The 13,517-nt window shown below is 54.8% G+C and carries 17 protein-coding genes and 2 pseudogenes; 6 read left to right on the forward strand and 13 right to left on the reverse strand.

Features of this window, described 5'->3' with window-relative positions; translation table 11 throughout:
* The first annotated feature begins 76 nt into the window (after window positions 1-76).
* Entirely contained in the window at window positions 77-1,243 is a 1,167-nt protein-coding gene (locus AD665_RS17065; protein WP_024779096.1) for an MFS transporter, read from the forward strand.
* On the opposite strand, the gene AD665_RS17070 is transcribed toward AD665_RS17065, so the two are convergent.
* Entirely contained in the window at window positions 1,244-2,698 is a 1,455-nt protein-coding gene (locus AD665_RS17070) for an NCS1 family nucleobase:cation symporter-1 (RefSeq protein WP_053192909.1), read from the reverse strand.
* 439 nt (window positions 2,699-3,137) lie between these two features.
* Window positions 3,138-3,974 carry a CvfB family protein gene (locus AD665_RS17075; protein ID WP_053192911.1) on the reverse strand — a complete coding sequence of 279 codons (837 nt, stop codon included), beginning with the start codon at window positions 3,972-3,974 and terminating at the stop codon, window positions 3,138-3,140.
* Window positions 3,975-4,313: 339 nt separating this feature from the next.
* Between AD665_RS17075 and AD665_RS17080 the strand changes: the two genes are divergently transcribed.
* The 3 genes from AD665_RS17080 to AD665_RS17090 all read left to right on the forward strand — a co-directional run bounded on the left by AD665_RS17080 (window position 4,314) and on the right by AD665_RS17090 (window position 6,335).
* Window positions 4,314-4,502 carry a hypothetical protein gene (locus tag AD665_RS17080; protein WP_016702300.1) on the forward strand — a complete coding sequence of 63 codons (189 nt, stop codon included), beginning with the start codon at window positions 4,314-4,316 and terminating at the stop codon, window positions 4,500-4,502.
* Between the two features lie 186 nt (window positions 4,503-4,688).
* Complete coding sequence (locus AD665_RS17085; RefSeq protein WP_024779093.1) at window positions 4,689-5,405, forward strand: TorF family putative porin; 717 nt, start codon at window positions 4,689-4,691, stop codon at window positions 5,403-5,405.
* Between the two features lie 63 nt (window positions 5,406-5,468).
* Complete coding sequence (locus AD665_RS17090) at window positions 5,469-6,335, forward strand: DUF6279 family lipoprotein (RefSeq protein ID WP_053192913.1); 867 nt, start codon at window positions 5,469-5,471, stop codon at window positions 6,333-6,335.
* A 138-nt stretch (window positions 6,336-6,473) separates the two neighbouring features.
* Here the strand turns inward: AD665_RS17090 and AD665_RS17095 are convergent, their stop codons facing one another.
* Complete coding sequence (locus AD665_RS17095) at window positions 6,474-6,866, reverse strand: hypothetical protein (protein WP_024779091.1); 393 nt, start codon at window positions 6,864-6,866, stop codon at window positions 6,474-6,476.
* Between the two features lie 174 nt (window positions 6,867-7,040).
* Between AD665_RS17095 and AD665_RS17100 the strand changes: the two genes are divergently transcribed.
* On the forward strand, window positions 7,041-7,772 hold the full coding sequence (locus tag AD665_RS17100; protein ID WP_053192916.1) for a DUF899 domain-containing protein: 732 nt from the start codon (window positions 7,041-7,043) through the stop codon (window positions 7,770-7,772).
* A gap of 199 nt (window positions 7,773-7,971) precedes the next feature.
* On the opposite strand, the gene AD665_RS17105 is transcribed toward AD665_RS17100, so the two are convergent.
* From AD665_RS17105 to AD665_RS26990, 3 genes are read right to left on the reverse strand one after another with little or no spacing between them, the layout of a single operon-like run.
* Entirely contained in the window at window positions 7,972-8,226 is a 255-nt protein-coding gene (locus AD665_RS17105; RefSeq protein WP_047701705.1) for a BrnA antitoxin family protein, read from the reverse strand.
* Window positions 8,204-8,446 carry a BrnT family toxin gene (locus AD665_RS17110; RefSeq protein WP_053192917.1) on the reverse strand — a complete coding sequence of 81 codons (243 nt, stop codon included), beginning with the start codon at window positions 8,444-8,446 and terminating at the stop codon, window positions 8,204-8,206. Before AD665_RS17110 ends, AD665_RS17105 begins: the two co-directional genes overlap by 23 nt.
* A gap of 3 nt (window positions 8,447-8,449) precedes the next feature.
* Window positions 8,450-8,737 carry a HigA family addiction module antitoxin gene (locus AD665_RS26990; RefSeq protein WP_080996595.1) on the reverse strand — a complete coding sequence of 96 codons (288 nt, stop codon included), beginning with the start codon at window positions 8,735-8,737 and terminating at the stop codon, window positions 8,450-8,452.
* Between the two features lie 645 nt (window positions 8,738-9,382).
* Here AD665_RS26990 and AD665_RS17120 point away from each other — a divergent pair.
* Window positions 9,383-9,646: a hypothetical protein gene (locus AD665_RS17120; protein WP_053192922.1), complete on the forward strand. Its 264-nt coding sequence runs from the start codon at window positions 9,383-9,385 to the stop codon at window positions 9,644-9,646.
* 48 nt (window positions 9,647-9,694) lie between these two features.
* Here AD665_RS17120 and AD665_RS17125 read toward each other — a convergent pair whose 3' ends face one another.
* From AD665_RS17125 to AD665_RS17140, 7 genes and pseudogenes are all read right to left on the reverse strand, one after another.
* On the reverse strand, window positions 9,695-10,255 hold the full coding sequence (locus AD665_RS17125; RefSeq protein WP_053192924.1) for a hypothetical protein: 561 nt from the start codon (window positions 10,253-10,255) through the stop codon (window positions 9,695-9,697).
* Window positions 10,256-10,379: 124 nt separating this feature from the next.
* Window positions 10,380-10,697, reverse strand: coding sequence for a hypothetical protein (locus AD665_RS17130; RefSeq protein ID WP_024779088.1), 318 nt, complete (start codon window positions 10,695-10,697; stop codon window positions 10,380-10,382).
* A gap of 568 nt (window positions 10,698-11,265) precedes the next feature.
* Window positions 11,266-11,529: a hypothetical protein gene (locus AD665_RS26995; protein WP_080686244.1), complete on the reverse strand. Its 264-nt coding sequence runs from the start codon at window positions 11,527-11,529 to the stop codon at window positions 11,266-11,268.
* An 89-nt stretch (window positions 11,530-11,618) separates the two neighbouring features.
* Window positions 11,619-12,194 (reverse strand): hypothetical protein, encoded by a 576-nt coding sequence (locus AD665_RS17135; RefSeq protein WP_024779087.1) that lies wholly within the window; start codon window positions 12,192-12,194, stop codon window positions 11,619-11,621.
* 296 nt (window positions 12,195-12,490) lie between these two features.
* Window positions 12,491-12,724: pseudogene (locus AD665_RS27880) on the reverse strand (hypothetical protein); the annotation flags it as partial.
* 202 nt (window positions 12,725-12,926) lie between these two features.
* Window positions 12,927-13,022: pseudogene (locus AD665_RS27885) on the reverse strand (transposase); the annotation flags it as partial.
* A 227-nt stretch (window positions 13,023-13,249) separates the two neighbouring features.
* Window positions 13,250-13,495 carry a hypothetical protein gene (locus AD665_RS17140; protein ID WP_024779086.1) on the reverse strand — a complete coding sequence of 82 codons (246 nt, stop codon included), beginning with the start codon at window positions 13,493-13,495 and terminating at the stop codon, window positions 13,250-13,252.
* Window positions 13,496-13,517 lie beyond the last annotated feature (22 nt).

The raw sequence follows: 13,517 nt of genomic DNA on the forward strand, positions 1-13,517 counted from the left end.
CTCACTATTATTCATTTTTAATGAAAGTCAATCGGTTCTAGCCTGACGGTCATTCGCCTCAATGTGGAGAACAACCATGTCGCCCCTTGTTCGCCTGCTTGCCAGCTTCATTGCCTTGATGATGGCCATGGGCATCGGCCGCTTCGCCCTCACACCTCAGTTACCTCATCTCATCGGCGAAGGTCAGATCGACTTGACCGCCGCCGGTCTGATTGCCGCCGCCAATTACCTGGGTTATTTCCTCGGCGCATTGGACGCCATGTTCGCCCGCCGCCCGGAGCAGGTGCGCCGACGTTTGCTCGGCGGCCTGTGGCTGTGCGTGCTGCTGACCCTGGCGTCGTTCTGGGCCTGGGGCTTCTGGCCGCACCTTGCACTGCGCTTCGGCACGGGCGTGGCAAGTGCCTGGGTGCTGGTGATGATCACGGCCTTGAGCCAACCTCTGGCAGCCGCGGCGGGACGACCACGATTGGGCGCGCTGGTATTTGCCGGACCGGGGCTGGGGATTTTTCTCACAGGCCTGCTGGCCTTGAGCTCTAACCTGTTGGGCCAGACATCCGCCACACTGTGGCTGGTGTATGCCGGTGTGGCTCTGGCGATGCTGCTGGTGGTGCTACCGATCCTGCCGCAACCCGCTGCTGCCATGACCGTTGCGCCGCCGACCGGCTCATCAGCGAACCGTGGCATTGCCCGGCTCGGCGTGGTGTACGCCTTGTACGGCGTGGGCTACATCATCCCCGCCACGTTCCTGTCGCAAATGGCTTCGGCGCAATTCCATGGTCAATGGCAGGCCGACTTGTTCTGGCCCTGCTTCGGCCTGGCGGCCGCCCTCGGTGTGCTGCTGGTGAGCCTGCGTCGACCAACCCCAAACACCACTGGTCGCTGGTTGATCGGCACGTTATGGCTACAGGCCGCCGGAGTGTTCGCCTGCCTGTTGGGCAGCGGGCCGGGGCTGGCGCTTGGGGTCATCCTGTGTGGCACGCCGTTCCTGGCGTGCATGCAACTGGTGATGCTGCGCTCCCGGGAACTGGCCCCCCACGCCACCCAGCGCAACGCCGGGCTGTTGACCGCTTGTTTTGCCGTGGGCCAGCTCAGTGGACCGTTGCTGGCGGCGCTGAGCAGCCACTTCAGCGGGGGTCTGCAACCGGCGCTGATCGTTGCCGGCTGCGGCCTGGTGCTGGCCGGTGGGTTGTTGCTACCGCGCCGGAGCGCGGTAAACCCTTGTGCTCAAACCGTCCTGCGTTGATCAGGCCTGGCCAACCGAACTGAACGATGGGCTCGGTTGCGCGGCCGGCTCACGCCGCGCCAGGGCAAAATACAACACCCCGCCGAGGAAACAGCCGGTGAACCAGGCAAAGCTGGCCATCGGTTGCAACAGCGGCGTGAAGGTGATCGCCACCCCCATCAACGTCGCTGGCACCAGCGCCTTGACCGCCGTCCAGTTGATACCGCCGCTGTAGTAATAGCGCCCGCTCGGGCCGTCATTGAACAGCGCATCGACGTCAATCGACTGCTTTTTGATCAGATAGAAGTCCACCAGCAGAATCCCGAACAACGGACCGATGAAAGCTGCCAGCACATCCAGGGTGTAATGGATCACTTCAGGATTGTTGAACAGGTTCCAGGGCGTGATGAAAATCGACGCCAGCGCAGCGATCATGCCACCGGCACGCCAACTGATCTTGCTGGGTGCGACGTTGGCAAAGTCGAAGGCCGGCGAGACGAAGTTGGCGACAATATTGATGCCGACGGTGGCCGTCACGAAGGCAAAGGCCCCGAGCAGCACCGCCACATCGTTGTCGATGCGCGCTACGGTGGCGATCGGGTCATGGAGCATTTCGCCGAACACCGGCAAGGTTCCGGAAACAATCACCACGGTGACCAGCGAGAAGGCCAGGAAATTCAGCGGCAGCCCCCAGAAATTACCCCGACGCACGTCAGACATGCTCCGGCAGTAGCGACTGAAATCGCCGAAATTCAGGGTCGGCCCGGAAAAATATGACACCACCAGCGCCGTCGCCACGATCACCTGACCGAACGCCTGCCAGCCGGACAGGGATTTTTCCGCCAGCGTAAAGCTGATGTTGCTCCAACCGGCCTTCCACACGATCCAGCCGGCCAGCAGAAACATCACGGCGTAGACCACTGGCCCCGCCCAGTCGATGAAACGGCGGATCGACTCCATGCCCGTCCAGAACACCAGCGCCTGGACAAACCACAGGCTGAGGAAACCAAACCAGCCCAGGTAAGATAAACCGGCAAAATGCGGCGTCGCATACACTTCCATTGTGGGAAAGAACCGCAGGACCACGATGATCAGCGCACTGGACGCCAGGTACGTCTGAATGCCGTACCACGCGACGGCAATCAAACCGCGAATCACCGCCGGGATATTCGCCCCGAACACGCCGAACGCCAGCCGACAGATCACCGGATACGGAACCGCCGCCTGCTGGCTCGGCTTGGCCACCAGGCTGGCGATCACCTGCACGATGCAAATCCCGCCCAATAACGCAATCAACACCTGCCAACTCGCCAACCCCAATGCGAACAGGCTGGCGGCGAACACATAACCACCGACGCTGTGCACATCACTCATCCAGAACGCGAAAATGTTGTACCAATTCCATTTCTGCGGCAGCGGGCCCAAGTCTTCGTTATAGAGACGGGGGCTATAACCGTTGGGTAATTGCTCGGACATCGCGGGGCTCCTTATGAGTACCGCCGTGCCCCCGGGATGAGTTGCTCACCATACTGCGCACGGGAGCCGGCAGGGTTTGTATACGAAGTGGTACGCAGAATGCGTGCCATAGGCGGAGGATGTGAGACAAACCGAGGTGTACGACAGTGCTGAAAGGCAGCCGAGAAGATGGATACGCCCACGAACAGGGCGCGAGTGCATGCTAAAGGTGCAGAATTTTGTATACAGCCAGATCAAAAGGCTAGACCCAGCACTTGTGGCAACGGGATTTAGCGAAACGTCGCACCGCCCCGCTGGGGCGCGAAGCGGCCCCAAAACAGTCAACTTGTTCTGCCTGGCACACCGAGATGTCAGGGCTTGGGGCTGCTACGCAGCCCAGCGGGGATAAATCCCCTCGCCACAAACCACCTCGCCACAAGTCACTTTGTCAGGCTGCAGATCAGCTCAACTCAATGCGATCCGCATGAATGACAATCTGTCCATTCTTGTACAGCGCACCAATGGCTTTCTTGAAGTTGCCCTTGCTCACCCCAAACAGGCTGCTGATCAGCGCCGGATCGCTCTTGTCGCTGACCGGCAGGGTGCCGTTGTTGTCACGCAACTTGGAGAGGATCTTGGCATTCAAGCTGGTGGCAGCTTCCTGGCCCACCGGTTGCAGACTCAGGCTGATCTTGCCGTCCGCACGGATTTCCTTGATGTAACCTTTTTCCAGCTTGCCGGGGCGCAGGAACTTGAAGACTTCGTTCTTGTGGATAAGTCCCCAGTGGCGGTTATTGATGATCGCCTTGAAGCCCATGTCGGTGGCCTCGGCAACCAGCAGATCCACTTCCTGCCCCGGCGCATAGTTGGCCGGAGTCTTGTCCAGGTAGCGGTCAAGGCGCGCCGTGGCGGTGATGCGGCGGGTGTGCTTGTCGAGATAGACGTGCACCACGCAATAATCCCCGGCAGTCATCTGGCGTTTCTCTTCCGAGAACGGCAGCAGCAGATCCTTGGGCAGTCCCCAATCGAGGAACACACCGATGCTGTTGACTTCAACCACTTTCAGGCTGGCGAATTCGCCAACCTGGACTTTGGGTTTTTCCGTGGTCGCGATCAGTTTGTCGTCGCTGTCCAGATAAATAAAGACATTGAGCCAATCTTCATCTTCGCTGGGAATATCCTTGGGGATATAACGATTGGGCAAAAGAATTTCGCCGTCCGCACCACCGTCCAGATATAAACCGAAGTTCGTGTGTTTAACCACTTGCAAACTGTTGTAGCGCCCGACTAAAGCCATTTCCGAATACCCTCATTGCGTGGGCGGCATTCTACCCGGTTTTGCGGTGCGATTCGTGACCGGCGGGAAAGCGCCCGTCCCGACCTTGATCTGCCAGCGTTATCCTGCCGGAAGCGGCCATTCGTCAGGCGGACGACACACCATGCGACTGATTCGCACAGGCTGCTCGACGTTATATTTCCTTGTCGGTTTTTATTTAAAACAGTGGCTTAGGGCAACGACTGCGGCATAAATCCAGCCATTATCCGGCCCTATCCAGATCATTCAACGGGATATCAGCCAAGCAAGGGTCACGTATTTCCTGTACGATACCTGGCCCAATTAATTATCGACAGGTTAATGGCCGCCATGCGCGTAAAAGCATCCAACAGCAAAGCAAAGCCAGCTCCAGCCGTTGAAACCAGCGAATCGATCAACGACCAGATCGCTGCGTTCCTCAAGTCCGGCGGTGAAATCCAGCAAATCGCCAAAGGCGTCAGCGGCCAGACATTCGGCCCGTCCAAGCAGATCAGCCTGGGCAAAAAGTAATCCCCGCATCACCTGGTCCCAAAGCGCTTTGAGCTTCGAAGCGCTTGGACTGGAACCTCCCCTGCCACATCCCACTCGGAAAAATCGACGAACGGCCTTCATCGCCGGGTATTCGCCGGTATGCTTGCACCTCTCTAACTCAAGTGTTCCAGCTTATTCTGCTCCTCGCTATTCACGGAGTGAAGCATGCGCCTCCCCATTACCCTGCTGAGCATCAGCCTGCTGACCTGCCCGCCTGCTCACGGACAGATCTTCCAGCGCGAACTCGGCGACTTCGACCTCAAGCTCGGCACCAACCCCAGCCGTAGCATGGCCCAAGGCCTCGTCACGCCTTCGAGCACTGGCTCGTTTCACGGAGGCCTGGACCTGAGTCACGACAGCGGCTGGTACTTTGGACAATGGTCGCCCAGCGCCGGCCTGACCTCATCCGCCAACCTCGAGGTGGATTCCTACATGGGGTTCAAGCATCCCTTCGACCAGACCCTTGGCTACGAAGTCGGCCTTATCCACTACAGCTATCCCACCGTCGACACCCTCGACAGCCAGGAACTCTATGGCGGGCTGACTGTGCTCGGCAGCCGTTTCGGCCTAGCCCTGAGCAACGATCCGGACAAACAGAACAGCACGCTGTTCGCAGACCTGGGCGGTAACGTGCCGTTCGGCATCGGCGTCAGCGCCAAGTACACCACCCATCAGCTCAATACACCGGTTTCGGTCGAGGATGGCTATGTAGGCAGTTTCAGCGACTGGTCGTTGAAAATTTCCCGTCCGTGGCGCGGCATCGACCTGGACCTGATCTACAGCGATTCCAGCCTCAGCGGCAGCAGCTGTTCGGCCTACTCCGGCCACAACAGCGAATGCGACGGCCTGCTGACCCTGAAGATGGCCCATCCGTTTTACTAGGCTGAACTGCCGCGCGCCTGCCATGCTCAAACAAAACACCGATGGCTTCGCAAGGACTCGCTCATGTCGCGCTGGTTTGCACGCACCGTCCTGTTTATCGCCCTGCTGCTGTTGCTGACGGCCTGCAGCCGCATCGGCCTGGCCTACCGCAACCTCGACCTGATCATCCCCTGGACCCTCAACGACTACCTGGATATCAACCGCGAACAAAAAGACTGGTTCAACGAACGCCTCAAGGAGCACCTGAGCTGGCACTGCACCACGCAATTGCCCGGTTACCTCGATTGGCTGGACCGCTTGAGGAGCATGGTCCAAACCAACCAGGTGACCGATGAAGCCCTGCAGCAGCGCACCGAGGAAGCCAAGGCCGCCATCGCTGAAACCGCTCGGGAAATCACGCCGTCAGCCATCGAATTGCTGCAAGGCTTGAACGACGAACAAGTCGACGACATGGACGCTGCATTCACCAGGGACCAACGCAAGCGCCAGCAGGAATACCTCAAACCGTCGCTGCAACAGCAGATCCAGGAACGCAGCGAGCGCATGGAAAAACGCCTGAACGACTGGCTCGGCCCCCTCAACATCGCCCAACGCCAGCGCGTGGTGGCCTGGTCCACCGCCCTGGGCGACCAGAACCAGCAATGGATTGCCAACCGCGCCCACTGGCAAAACCAGTTCAGCGCCGCCGTGGCCCAGCGCCACGCCCCTGACTTTCCAAAACGCATCGAGCAACTGCTGGTCAACCGCGAAAGCCTCTGGACCCCGGCCTACCGCGAGGCCTACAACAACACCGAAGCCCAGGCCCGCAGCCTGCTGGTAGACCTGATGGCCGACAGCACCCCGCCCCAGCGCGAACGGCTGCTGAAGAAGATCGACGGGGTGAAGAAAGATTTCAGTGACTTGAAATGTCTGAAAGCGGCAAGAAACTGAACGAACAAGCTCTCAAAAACACTGAGAACCCCTGTGGGAGCGAGCCTGCTCGCGATAGCGGAGTGTCATCCTGCTACATGGCGACTGACACACCGCTATCGCGAGCAGGCTCGCTCCCACAAATGTTGTGTACAACCCTCAGGCAATCTGCGCCTTCGAAGCCAGGTCATCAAAGGTAAACTCATCCAGCGCATCCTCCTGTTCATCCAGCACCTGGCGCGGATGATCATTCCCGGGAATGCTGCTGTCGATCAGGCTCAACAAACGCGAACCCCGCACCGTCAGCACGAAATTCTCGCCATTACCGCCCTCTTCCTCCGGCCGAGGCTCAATGAAGCCACGCTGCAGCAGCAACTTCTCGTACTCCCCGGCGACCGCTTTCAGATGATCGAGGTTCTCTATCTCCTCGCCTGCGGCCGCCTTCGCCGCCGCGTACTGCTCCGCGTAAGGCCTAGGGGTAAAACTGTGGCCGGCGCCGTTCTGCACTTCGTGCAACAACCGTTCGATCAAGTCCCAGTTATAAGTCGTCATCCTGGTCCATCCTCCAAAGAGTGAGATGCCTACTCAAGTTGTGACCGAGGCGCCACGCCACCGTTCAGCCAGGCTTCCAGGCGGACCGTCGCGCCAACCGACCAACGGTCTGTCGAATTCATCCAGGGCCAGACGACCACATGTTGAAACGCCCTGCCTCCAGGAGAAATCACCATGAACGTAGAGAACCATCCAGCCGTCTCGCGGGAAGAATGGCTCAAGGCCCGCCAACAACACCTGGCCCACGAAAAAGCCTTCACCCGCGAACGGGACAAACTCAGCGCCGAACGCCGCGCCCTGCCGTGGGTGAAAATCGACAAACCCTACCGCTTCCAGGGGCCGAACGGCGAACTCAGCCTGGCCGACCTGTTCGGCGGCCGCAGCCAGCTGATCGTCTATCACTTCATGTTCGGCCCCGGCTGGACAGAAGGCTGCCAAGGCTGCTCCTTCCTCTCCGACCACATCGACGGCGCCAACCAACACCTGGCCCACCACGACGTCGCCGTAGTAGCCGTCTCCCGCGCGCCGTTCGCCGAATTCCAGCCATTCAAACGCCGCATGGGCTGGGCCTTCGACTGGGTCTCCTCAAACGGTTGCGACTTCAACTACGACTTCGGCGTCAGCTTCAAAGCCGAAGGCACCGCCGCCGGAACGGCCACCTACAACTACGAAAAAACCGACACCGCCGAAGGCGAACTCCCCGGCCTGAGCGTCTTCTATCGCAACGAAGCTGGCGAGATCTTCCACACCTACTCCACGTATGCCCGAGGTTTGGACATGCTGGTCGGGACTTACCAATACCTCGACCTGACGCCCAAGGGGCGTAATGAGGACGAGATCATGGATTGGGTGCGGCATCATGATAAGTACGAGGATGCGAAGCCCAACGGGTGCTGCCACGGTTGATGCAGAGCATTCACCTACCGCCCAGTCGAGCAAAGCTCCCCTGTGGCGAGGGATCTTGCTCCCGCTCGACTGCGCAGCAGGCGCCTACGGTGCCTGAATCAACACCACCACTTGAATGTAATTGGGAGATTGCGGGCGCAGGAAGAACAATAATGAAAACGGACGAGCTGATTCGCCCGTTTCATTGCTGCATCCTTTATTACCGGTGGTTTTGCTGCGCTTGCATGTACTGACGCAGAAGTTGATTGATGCGCGTCTGGTAACCAGCGCCCTGTCCCTTGAACCACTCCAGCACATCGGAGTCGAGGCGAATGGTCACCGCTTGTTTTGTCGGAACACGCAGCTCCGCGCGACGAAAGAAATCCTCTCCCAATTCGGGGATGTCGGTAGTGTCGATGTCTTCGTCATTGATTCTGGCCAGGCGCTCCCAGTCAGTCTTCGATGCTTTTGACATACAGTTTGGCCTCCTGCTGAGTGGATTTTCGGGCTGAGATGATACGGATGACATCACCACGCCGCTCGGTATACACGACCACGCCAATCAACACCTTGATCCAGCCAATTGCGATCCAGCGATCTTCGTCGTAATCCGCTCGGTCATCGTGCAGAACCAGCACAGGATGCTGGAAGACGGCCGGAACGTCGTTGAAGTCGATACCGTGTTTGGATCGGATGAATCATGAGAAGACCAGCTTTCCTACCTGCCCCAAATCAACATGCCGGCGAGCAACCTGCAGATCGTAAACACCTTGCATAGCCAGCCAACTCTCCGGCGAGCGACCTGCTGCGACCGACAGACGCAGCGCCATTTCAGGCGAGACGCGATAGGTACTTCTCAAGACACGGCTCAGAGTCGAGGGCGCTACGCCAAGCTTTTCAGCCAGGTGACGACCGCTGATACCGTTCGGCTCCAGATAGATTTCGGTAATGAACTCACCGGGATGGGGAGGGTTGCACATGTTCATCGGCTGTAATTCTCGACAGTCCTGAGACGTGGCTGAATCTCTTGAAGAGCCTTAAAGAGACTCGAGCACGCATTGCGAAGCGTTAAGTTAAATCGTGATATTTCTTAGCCCCTGGACTTTTCCTAGGACGTTGAATCAAAACGAAAGACAAAAGAGTAGGGAGCGCATTTCCGAGGGACAACCCTAAAAAGTCGTGGGATATTTCGCTGAAGGTAGGGCAATCCTTCCGACATGCACCAATAATTTGCGGCTCCCGGTCAAGACAACTCAGTGCAAGGACGACTGCCCAGCAGGCTAGGCTGCTCGACCTTACGCAGAGTCAAAGCCGACCGCTGCCTAAGCAAGGTCCTACATAAGGCTCGGAAAGCGGTGTCTTGTGACCAAGGAACCGGCAAGCCTATAGTCCCTTGTCGCTCAAATGGCGGCTCGGGTTTGGCGACCTGGTAACGAGGTGCGAAAGCGATCTGCTTGTTTGCAGGCGCCCGCGCATCCGCGATACTGCCTCGCTTCATGGCAGTTGTACGCGGGAGATCTTCGGGTCTGCCGGTACCTCGTTCCGGTTCGCCAACCTGCGTACAGCTGCCACCCTTTCGTTTGGCGACGATCCGTTGGTAGCTCTCACTAAATCAAACGAGGCTACAATTCATGAATCGATACATGCCCATCACCGGCATCGACTGCATCCCCGCCACCCTGCTCATCGATACCGAAGCCCCGCTCGACGTTCTCTTCGAAACTGCCGACTATCGTATTCGCACCGTGACTCAGGTGTTGGAGAACATCGCGTTTCGTTCGGATATCAGCTCCGACACCGTCGTGCTTTCCGACTTCTGCAAAATGCTGACGATATCGTTGCGCGATGGGTGCGACGTGATTGGACGGCGGTTGCGAGCGCAGGCGGCGGAATAATGAAAATGGGCGACCTGTTGGTCGCCCATTTCGCATTTGTAAACTGAATCAGAGGCTAGGTGCACTCGCAACAGGAATGCGCTGCTGAGGCTGAGTGGTGTCATAGACATGCAGTTCACAGCCCTGACCCACAAACTGAAACTCCGCCAGATAAACCTTACCTTTCTCCGGCGTGAACGTGGTGTTGATCGGACCACAGCGGTAGCCATGGTTGATACTCTCACCGCTGGCGTAACCCGATACCTCGAATGGCTGACCGGGGTCAGCTTGTACTTCCAACTGAGGGAAGTGCTTCAAGGTCGCGCTGTGAGTCGCTTCGTTAAGCTTGGCGATCCAGCCGAACACTTTGCCACGACCGGAATCCACTACGATTCCCTGCACATCCAGACGCTGGTCAGGATCCATTGCGCGCCTGATCGAGAACTCTACCGGGACGACGTTGCCGATCGCTTTCATGATGACCTTGGCGTGTTGGGCGTCGGCGGTCACTCTGTTTTGCTGGAGTTGGATGCCGTTGTTGAGCAGGGTTGGGGAAGAATCTCGGACATTGGATTTGCAGCCTGGTAACGTCAGGACAAGGGACAGCAACAGCAGCGTGGTTTTCTTCATAAATGCTCCAAGCACATCGTTAAGAATTAACTTCCATCAACAAGCCAAAACCGACTTTTATATATCCAAGCCTCACCTTCCGCTTGCGAAGAAGCCAGCAGAACGGCCTTCTGACTCAACCCCCTCAGTCGTATAGCTCATGTCTAAGCAAACAAAAATCAGAGCCCAATAGGTGCCTAATTTCCTCAGAGCGAGTGGTCATATCTACGTAAAGAAAAACAGGGTACTCCCCCATTTTTCGCTCAACAGCTTCCCCATCAAAAGGATCGATGTTGTGCTTCAAAACAAATTTTTCCGACTCATTATCACCGAAGCGATAATAAACAACTCCTTGGTATGCACTCTCTCTTTCCTCAAAGAAAATCTTTAAGCATTCTTCGACCTTTAATCTCACCTCAAAAAGTGTAAAGCCTTTCGATCCGTACAAATCATAAGCGACCACCCACCGTTTACTCCCAAATAAACTCAGGTGAAACTCTGTAAGTCAACCCGACAGAAGAGAGAACATTCCTAACTCGTAAAGCTTCCCTAGCTCGCCCAGAAAACACGATAACAACACCTTCCTGAAGAGCTTTTCTAGACATTAAAAAATTTAAACTCGTTATTTCAGATACGACCCTAATATGACTTTCATTCTTATAGTTTCCACTACACCTAACCTCGTAGACGGTCTCATCCACCTGAACACCTGGAATTTGTGTTGTCAATGCTGACCAATCGCAGTTAGGACACCTTAAACCTTGTGTACTTGCTTGTCTGAAGACTTCCAATTTTTCTCCACAGCGCTCACATGTCATAGTGTTTTTTCTATCCTGGCTCACCTGAATTCGGTACACGGGGGGAGAATTATTTCTAGTTCGATTTTACGATCCCTCGCCCTCGCCGCCCTTTACAAAGCAATAAACTGCGCTATCTCATCACGAGACGGCTCATAGCTGTCAAATGACCGCGCTACCAGATTCTCCATGGAAGCTATCACCATGGCAGAGATAAAAAACATACGCCTTTTCTCAGTATTTTTCTAACCCACAGAGAAAAATAAAATCTGAGAGAGGCATCTCCACGCTACTTTCTGGCCCTGAGTCCAGGACATCTTGAATAACCACCAAATCTCTCAAAAAATCAAATGCAACATCAAAGCAATTGAATTCACACAGCCTAGCTACAACCTCATCGGATCGACTTCTTTGCCGGAGCGCCTCATTTAAAACCGCCCTAACATGAGCACTTAATCCCTGCGCTAAAAAACTCTCAATCAAGGTTGCATTAATCACATTCTCTCCATCAACTTTGAAAACCGCATTAACAGATTTAGAAAACGTGACCTCAGCCGGTCCTGCCTTCTGTTTATCCTACAACGTCGTTAACTCAAGGACATTTCTTCCAGACCGACTGCCTTCACTTGCGATACTTCCAGTACTGTAAAATCATCAGAATCATCATGCAGCCCATGGGATAAGATAAAGCTTTTACCCCCACAAACATCAAAACGCAGGCCTACTTCGCTGGGTCGTTGCTGCGCCTTCGCATTCATCTGCGCTCGTTTAAGTATTGTAATACCACTTACCCGATCTCCAATAAGGTCCTTCCAGAAAGCAGTGGCAAACCGTCCAGTCTCAGAAATAGAGAACAGCTCACTGTCACTTTCCAATGAGCTCGAACTCTGGCTTGCAATTCTCGCAGCCTCATCCCAGATAATGACACTATTCAGGGAGGGATCACTCGAAAAGCCAAGAACTATGTCGCACTCAAAATAAATGACTAATGGTCCGGCCGTTAATGAGAAGGCCATATCATCTTCGACACCGCAATGAGTTGAAACTTCCGAGGCATCCCACCAGCTGTACCTGACAAACTTGATAATCTGCTTTCCGGCAAGCTTACGAAGAAGCTCATTTGCCGCAGACGGAACCGTCGAAGCCGTACATTTACTACCCATTAAAATAGTCCATTCTTCTGCGCCGCCTGCATCAATAAATCAATCATACGTGGAAAACGGGGACAGACCAAGTTTTCTAACTATAAGATTGGGTAATTCCCCCCCGGTCGCTGTAAGCATCTAGCTAAACACGACGCCCGATCTTAAATGCGATTTATGCAGCAAACCATGAACTACCAAGACCTAATTACCCTAGGTGGAAGACCGAACTTAAAAATGTGGTCTACTCCCGTTTTTTCTTGTTTTTGTGCACCCAGGTTTTTGTATCCTTCATTAGTTACTTGAAATTATAGAACTTATCGCGCCCAAACCTCCACCCATATCTTTGAACACCAGTATACTTTTCTGATTCTTTTGCACCAGCAATCAATTTTATTTTTTAACTTTCCCATCACATACTGATCAAGATATTCCTTTAGAGACTTGGCGGTCCCTAGAACATGAAGACCTCCTGTTTCCTTATCAATTATAAACGGACCACTTCCAGCCAGTTGAGCCGAAAAGTTTCCTATCTCTAAGTACTCTTTAGATTGATAGCAAAAGAATCACCCCTCAGAAAACTCTCCCTCATGCGTTAACTGCAGAGGAATATCTGCATTTTTTAAATATGCGTTCGCTCGTTCCAGCGCGCGCTCATAGGTAATCATTAATTAACTCTCAGCAACTGCGAAAAAAAGGGGATAAAAAAGGGAACAGATTTGTTTTTCAGATCATCCATGAGTTAGCGCTGATATCCTCCGCACCAGCGAACACTACCTGGCGATCATGGCCTCGCTGCACAACGTGATGCGGATAGTTTGGTAAAACAATACATCCCATTCTCGGCATTGCTGACTCCTCCTTCCATGGAGGCCTTCAGCGTAGCAGAAGTAAAAAAATAAAATCTGTCCTCTTTTTCATCCATCAGATGGGCAACAAAAATAAATCTGCTCTCTTTTTTCCTATCCCGCCCGCCGAATCAAATATCTTGCTAGCATCTTCTAGTGCTCTGTACCACCACATGCGGTCATATTTTTAGCGATTCAATCGTAGTCTTTCCTTAAAACTGCTTCCCCCTACATCAAGTAACCAGCATTTTTCAACATAAACAACAACTCAGAGTTTAGTGACTCATCACTTATCCCTTCAGCTTTTCCCGGCCCCCGCCAGCGCCATATTAGCTGCAGGGCCAGACTATCCACCTCGATAAACTCCTCATGAAAAATCTCACTAAGACGTATATTACCGATGGTAGGATCAAGTTTTATCAACTTTCTAAAAACCTCGCAAGGCAACTCACCCTCACTAATCCCCTCAAGCATAGCTCCTCCATTAATAAAACAG

It is taken from the genome of Pseudomonas corrugata (assembly GCF_001269905.1).
GTDB lineage: Bacteria > Pseudomonadota > Gammaproteobacteria > Pseudomonadales > Pseudomonadaceae > Aquipseudomonas > Aquipseudomonas corrugata.

Excerpts from the sequence above, each read along its gene's own strand:
- AD665_RS17075 (WP_053192911.1), bottom strand. The coding sequence starts at position 3,974 with ATGGCTTTAGTCGGGCGCTACAACAGTTTGCAAGTGGTTAAACACACG.
- AD665_RS17120 (WP_053192922.1), top strand. The coding sequence starts at position 9,383 with ATGAATCGATACATGCCCATCACCGGCATCGACTGCATCCCCGCCACC.
- AD665_RS26990 (WP_080996595.1), bottom strand. The coding sequence starts at position 8,737 with ATGAACATGTGCAACCCTCCCCATCCCGGTGAGTTCATTACCGAAATC.
- AD665_RS17135 (WP_024779087.1), bottom strand. The coding sequence starts at position 12,194 with ATGGGTAGTAAATGTACGGCTTCGACGGTTCCGTCTGCGGCAAATGAG.
- AD665_RS17140 (WP_024779086.1), bottom strand. The coding sequence starts at position 13,495 with ATGCTTGAGGGGATTAGTGAGGGTGAGTTGCCTTGCGAGGTTTTTAGA.
- AD665_RS17065 (WP_024779096.1), top strand. The coding sequence starts at position 77 with ATGTCGCCCCTTGTTCGCCTGCTTGCCAGCTTCATTGCCTTGATGATG.
- AD665_RS17085 (WP_024779093.1), top strand. The coding sequence starts at position 4,689 with ATGCGCCTCCCCATTACCCTGCTGAGCATCAGCCTGCTGACCTGCCCG.
- AD665_RS17080 (WP_016702300.1), top strand. The coding sequence starts at position 4,314 with ATGGCCGCCATGCGCGTAAAAGCATCCAACAGCAAAGCAAAGCCAGCT.
- AD665_RS17090 (WP_053192913.1), top strand. The coding sequence starts at position 5,469 with ATGTCGCGCTGGTTTGCACGCACCGTCCTGTTTATCGCCCTGCTGCTG.
- AD665_RS17070 (WP_053192909.1), bottom strand. The coding sequence starts at position 2,698 with ATGTCCGAGCAATTACCCAACGGTTATAGCCCCCGTCTCTATAACGAA.
- AD665_RS17100 (WP_053192916.1), top strand. The coding sequence starts at position 7,041 with ATGAACGTAGAGAACCATCCAGCCGTCTCGCGGGAAGAATGGCTCAAG.
- AD665_RS17125 (WP_053192924.1), bottom strand. The coding sequence starts at position 10,255 with ATGAAGAAAACCACGCTGCTGTTGCTGTCCCTTGTCCTGACGTTACCA.
- AD665_RS17105 (WP_047701705.1), bottom strand. The coding sequence starts at position 8,226 with ATGTCAAAAGCATCGAAGACTGACTGGGAGCGCCTGGCCAGAATCAAT.
- AD665_RS17095 (WP_024779091.1), bottom strand. The coding sequence starts at position 6,866 with ATGACGACTTATAACTGGGACTTGATCGAACGGTTGTTGCACGAAGTG.